The following is a 5488-nucleotide window of genomic DNA, read 5'->3' as shown; positions in this document are numbered from 1 at the left end:
CCGATGCGGTACATAGAGGGTTCTGAGTAGAAAAATGCTAGTTGAAAATGTGTAAACCTATTTCAGGACTAGACAGAAGATAGTCAGCTAAATCAGAGATTTTCCTCGGCAAAGGAGGCCAACCGGCTGCGCACCACCCCGTTGAGGAAGATGTTGGCACTGCCGTCGAAATCCTTGAAACGCTCGACGATGTAGGTGAGACCCGAGGTCACCGGGCTCAGGTAGTTGGAGTCGATTTGGGCCAGGTTGCCAGAGCAGACGATCTTGGTGCCCTCCCCGCAACGGGTAATGATGGTCTTGATCTGGGAAGCCGTCAGGTTCTGGCACTCATCCAGTAGCACAAAGGTGTTCTGGATGCTGCGCCCGCGCATGAAGTTGACCGATTTGAACTGGATATTGGCCTTCTCCATGATGTAACTGAGCGAGCCACTCATGTTCTCGTCCTGCTTGTGCAGCACCTCCAGGGTGTCGGTCACCGCCGCCAGCCAGGGCATCATCTTCTCCTCTTCGGTGCCGGGCAGGAAGCCGATGCTTTCGGCAATTTCCGGGGTATTCCGGGTGACGATCACCTTCTCGTAAATGCCCTTCTCAATCACCAACTCCAGCGCAGCAGCCATGGCCAGCAAGGTCTTGCCGCAACCCGCCGGGCCGGTCAGGATAACCAGATCGATGTGCGGATCGAGCAGTGCATCCAAAGCCATCCCCTGATAGACATTCTTGGGATGGACACCCCACGCCTTGCGGGACATCAGCCGCTCGCGGCCCAGATCCTTGATGCGGATCTTGTTGCCATCGTGGCTGAGCACCCGGGCGGCGAAGAAATTCTCCTCATCCACCAGATACTGGTTTACGTGAACCCCTTCCAGCAGATTGGCATCGATCACATGGATGGTGTCGCGGCCATGGGTTTCGCTCTCGCACTCGCCAACCCGCTCCCAAAAGCTGCCGGGCACAACCTGAAAGCCTTTAGCCAGCAGGCGGATATCATCGATCAGCTGGTCGCTACGGTAATCTTCAACGTGAGCAAGCCCGGCCCCCTTGGCCTTGAGGCGCATGTTGATGTCTTTGGTGACCAGCACCACCTGACGCTTCAACTCGTGCTTTTGCAGATAGAGGGCCGCGTTGATGATGCGGTTGTCGGCCTCCTTGTCGGTAAACACCTCGGCATCCTGCGGCAGATGGTGATCGCTGAAGATGCAGATATTGCCGCTCGCTTCGCCAGCCAGCGGAACGCCTTGGGTGATCTGATCCGGGGTTGCATCGCGGAACACATCTTCCAGCGCACGAATGGCCACCCGCGCGTCGCGGCTGACATCCTTGTTGCGATCCTTGATGTTATCGAGCTCTTCCAGCACCGTCATGGGGATGAGCACGTCGTGCTCTTTGAAGGAGTAGATAGCGAGGGGTTCGTGAAGCAGAACGTTGGTATCCAGGATAAACAGCTTTCGGTCCGTATTGTCCATAAGCATCCTCCTTGGCACTGAAGGGCCACGTGTGTGAATCTCAGATGTCATTGAAACCACACGGCCGTGACAGTTTTATTACCCTCAACGCTACGCCCGATTTTACTATCGCGCAACAAATCACTTGGCCGCCTGATTTGATTGCGCATAAAAACAGCAATACAAAGACCGGCACTGTGGCCGGTCTTTTTTCTATCGTTCAACTACTTGGGCATGTCTGTCAGCCGCACTTGGAGTCGCCACAGTTGAGGCAGGTCATGCAGCCATCCTTCAGCACCAGCGCCTTGGTGTGGCACTTGTAGCAGAGCGCGGCATTGGCCGGAAAACCACTGCCAGTCTGTTGCTCTTCAGCCTCCTGAGCCGCCTTCAACTCGGCCTGCTTCTCGGCCAGAAACGCCTGCTGATGCTCGTCCAACCCCGGCGCCTTGAGCATGCCTATCTCGGTGAGATGGCTCTCGATCACGTTGCCAATTTCAGCGATCAGCGATGGAACGTACTTGCCCTTGTTCCAGTAGCCGCCCTTGGGATCGAATACGGAACGCAGCTCCTCCACCAGGAAAGTGACATCCCCCCCCTTGCGGAATACCGCCGAGATGATGCGGGTCAGCGCCACGATCCACTGGTAGTGCTCCAGACTCTTGGAGTTGATGAAAATCTCGAACGGACGGCGAGTTTCGTGAACCGTGCCCTCGTTGAGAATAATGTCGTTGATGGTGATGAACAGCGAGTGCTCGGAGACATGCTCCGGCGTCTTCAGTTTGTAGGTGGTGCCCATCAGCCGCTCCGGGCGCAGCACGGTTTCGTGCATGTGCACTACGTCATCCTGCACAGAGAGATCTTCTTGCGGCTCATCCTTGGTACGCACCTTGTAGGCGACGATTTTCTTGTCGATCTTCTTGACCATAATGTCGTTCTCAGAATTTACCGTAATAGCCTTCTTTCAAGGCGTCGTAGAGGTTGGCGGCCGTATGCAGCTCGCCATCGTATTCGATCTCTTCGTTCCCCTTGACGGAGATGACGGAGCCATCCTCCAGGGTGAAATCGTACAGGGTGTTCTCCAGATCCTTCTCCTTCACCAGCACGCCCTGGAAGGCCTCCGGATTGAAGCGGAAGGTGGTGCAGCCCTTGAGGCCGGAGTCCGAGGCATACATGTAGATGTCCTTGAACTGCTCGAACGGGAAATCGGTCGGCACGTTGGCAGTCTTGGAGATGGAGGAGTCAATCCAGCGCTGGGCCGCCGCCTGAATGTCCACATGCTGCGCCGGACTGATGTCATCGGCAGTAATGAAATAGTCCGGCAGACGGCTCGCCTCATCATCGGCATAGGGCATGGCGGCCGGATTCACCAGCTCGCGGTAGGCCAACAGCTCGAAGGAGTAGACATCGACGCTCTCCTTGCTCTTCTTGCCCGGCTTGATGACGTTGCGGCTGTAGTGGTGGGCAAAGCTCGGCTCGATGCCGTTGCTGGCGTTGTTGGCCAGTGACAGCGAGATGGTGCCGGTCGGCGCAATACTGCTGTGGTGAGTGAAACGCCCACCCACTTCCGCCAGCTCGGCGACCAGCGCAGGATCCACCTCGGCAACCTGCTGCATGTAACGGCTGTAGCGTGCGTGCAGCACCTTGCCCTTCACCTTGTCGCCCACCTTGATGCCATCAGCAGCCATCTCGGGGCGCAGACGCAGCATCTTGCCAGTCACTTCAAACTCCTGCTCCATGATGGGGGCCGGGCCCTTCTCCCTGGCAAGACGCAGGGACTCCTGCCAGCCAGTCATCGCCAGCTCCTGGGATACCTGCTCCGTAAAGGCCACGGATGCAGCAGAGCCGTACTTGATCTGCAGCATGGTCAGGGTAGAGCCAAGCCCCAGGAAGCCCATGCCATGCCGGCGTTTGGCTGTGATCTCCTCGCGCTGTTTGGCTAGCGGCAGCTGGTTGATCTCCACCACGTTGTCGAGCATGCGGGTAAAGATGGCCACCACCTTGCGAAACGCCTGCCAATCGAACGCAGCGCTTTCAGTAAAAGGGTCGCGCACAAACTTGGTCAGATTGACCGAGCCCAGCAGGCAGGCGCCATAAGGCGGCAAAGGCTGCTCGCCACAGGGGTTGGTCGCGCGGATCTCTTCACAGAACCAGTTGTTGTTCATCTGGTTGACCTTGTCGATCAGGATGAAGCCGGGTTCTGCATAGTCATAGGTGGATGTCATGATGACGTTCCATAGCTTGCGTGCCGGCAGGGTCTTGTAGACCTTGCAGGCGACCTGCCCCAACTCGTTGAACACGACCCCTTCCTTGTTAGGCCAGTCGGCCCATAGCACCTGAGCGGGATCGTCCAGCGCAATGCCATCCTGCTCCACCTCTTTAGCGGTATAGGGGAAGATCAGCGACCAGGGGGCATCCTCTTTCACCGCCTTGACGAAATCTTCGGTGATGAGCAGGGAGAGGTTGAACTGACGCAGGCGGCCATCTTCACGCTTGGCCTGAATAAACTCGATCACATCGGGATGGCGGATATCCATGGTGCCCATCTGGGCGCCACGACGGCCACCGGCTGACGAGACGGTGAAACACATCTTGTCATAGATATCCATGAAGGAGAGCGGGCCGGAAGTGTAGGCACCGGCACCGGAGACAAAGGCACCGCGCGGGCGCAGGGTCGAGAAGTCATAGCCGATACCGCAACCGGCTTTCAGGGTCAGACCGGCCTCGTGCACCTTGCCGAGGATATCGTCCATCGAATCTTCGATGGTGCCGGAAACAGTACAGTTGATAGTTGAAGTGGCAGGCTTGTGCTCAAACGCCCCGGCGTTGGAGGTGATCCGGCCCGCCGGAATGGCCCCATTGCGCAGCGCCCACAGGAACGGCTCATACCAGGCCTCCGGTTCCAGCTCCTGCTCTGCCAACGCACGGGCTACCCGCTGGTAAGTCTCATCGATAGAGCTGTCGATGGGAGTGCCATCCTTGCTCTTGAGGCGATACTTGCTATCCCAGATCTCGAGGGACGTTTCCTGCACGGGGATAAGGCGGGAGCCAAGCTCACTCTCCAGCACCGGGTTCGATTTAGCCATTTTCAATCAACCTTATGTGAATGCATCAACATCATGACAACAGCAGAAAACACAACCAATGGTGCCATCTAAAATTAATGGCACAACATATAGTACACCTGATGCCATGAGGGCGCCGATTCTAACCTAAAAAAATGCCCCGGCCAGCAGATTTCTGGGCCAGGGCACTTAACTGATTAATTTGCTGAGAGATTTAACACTCAGAGATAGATCAGGGCTTCTTGACGTAAACGGACGGCGTTTCACCCGCCATATTCAGATAGAACTCGTAGACGCCATCAGCATCCGGTGAGAACTTCATGTCCTCATACTTGGAGCAGGGGTTTACCGGCACCGCCTCACCACCCAACACGGCAACACCATCACTCGGGCTCTTGTAGCCAAAGTTGGTACCGCAGCTCCAGCCTGAATCAGCAAACTTGAACTTGTAGGGGGCCCACTCTTTCTTGAGAGTGCCTTTGGCCATATAGAGTTTGTCGGCCACCTTGACAACCTTGCTTTCATCAGTCGCCATCCAGTCGTTCATCTCCCCGCGCAGGTAGATGGACTTGCCACCGAAATCGCCGTTGTCTGCCCCAGCCTGCTCTGCACCACCATTGGATGCGCAACCGCCTAATACCAGGGTTCCCGCCGCCAGCATCATCGTTACTGTTCTTTTGAACATGGGTCTATTCCTTAAATTATTGTGATTCCTTGGTCCATCCATGTGGACTGAAGAATTAAACCAGAGCAGGCATCACAAGAAAGGTAGAGGCATCACATTCTGTACTTTTTGTATCCAACACATTGAACTGGTGAGCAAATATCGAACAGAAAAAGAGGTCGTTTTGGGGCTTTAGAAGGGTAATCAATGAATGACAAGAAGGGGAAAGTCTAATAATCCGGTGACGTGCTGAATTGCAGGCAATAAAAAACCCCGCTCGATGAGCGGGGTTTCTTGTATTGGGTGCCTGGCAGTGTCCT

4 protein-coding genes are annotated in these 5488 nt (G+C 55.9%); all 4 read right to left on the bottom strand.

The window, feature by feature from the left end; translation table 11 throughout:
- Positions 1 to 92: 92 nt before the first annotated feature.
- Complete coding sequence (locus tag G5179_RS20745) at positions 93 to 1463, bottom strand: PhoH family protein (RefSeq protein WP_005358170.1); 1371 nt, start codon at positions 1461 to 1463, stop codon at positions 93 to 95.
- 220 nt (positions 1464 to 1683) lie between these two features.
- Entirely contained in the window at positions 1684 to 2367 is a 684-nt protein-coding gene (locus G5179_RS20740; protein ID WP_227341944.1) for an NrdJb, read from the bottom strand.
- Between the two features lie 10 nt (positions 2368 to 2377).
- Positions 2378 to 4525, bottom strand: coding sequence for an adenosylcobalamin-dependent ribonucleoside-diphosphate reductase (locus G5179_RS20735; RefSeq protein WP_421259026.1), 2148 nt, complete (start codon positions 4523 to 4525; stop codon positions 2378 to 2380).
- 211 nt (positions 4526 to 4736) lie between these two features.
- Complete coding sequence (locus G5179_RS20730; protein ID WP_139405601.1) at positions 4737 to 5189, bottom strand: pullulanase; 453 nt, start codon at positions 5187 to 5189, stop codon at positions 4737 to 4739.
- Positions 5190 to 5488: the final 299 nt, after the last annotated feature.

Source organism: Aeromonas sp. 600886, assembly GCF_049174935.1.
Taxonomy (GTDB): Bacteria; Pseudomonadota; Gammaproteobacteria; order Enterobacterales; family Aeromonadaceae; genus Aeromonas; species Aeromonas veronii_A.
Note: the sequence above shows the minus strand (reverse complement) of the source record. Positions and strands in the feature narration are given on the sequence as shown.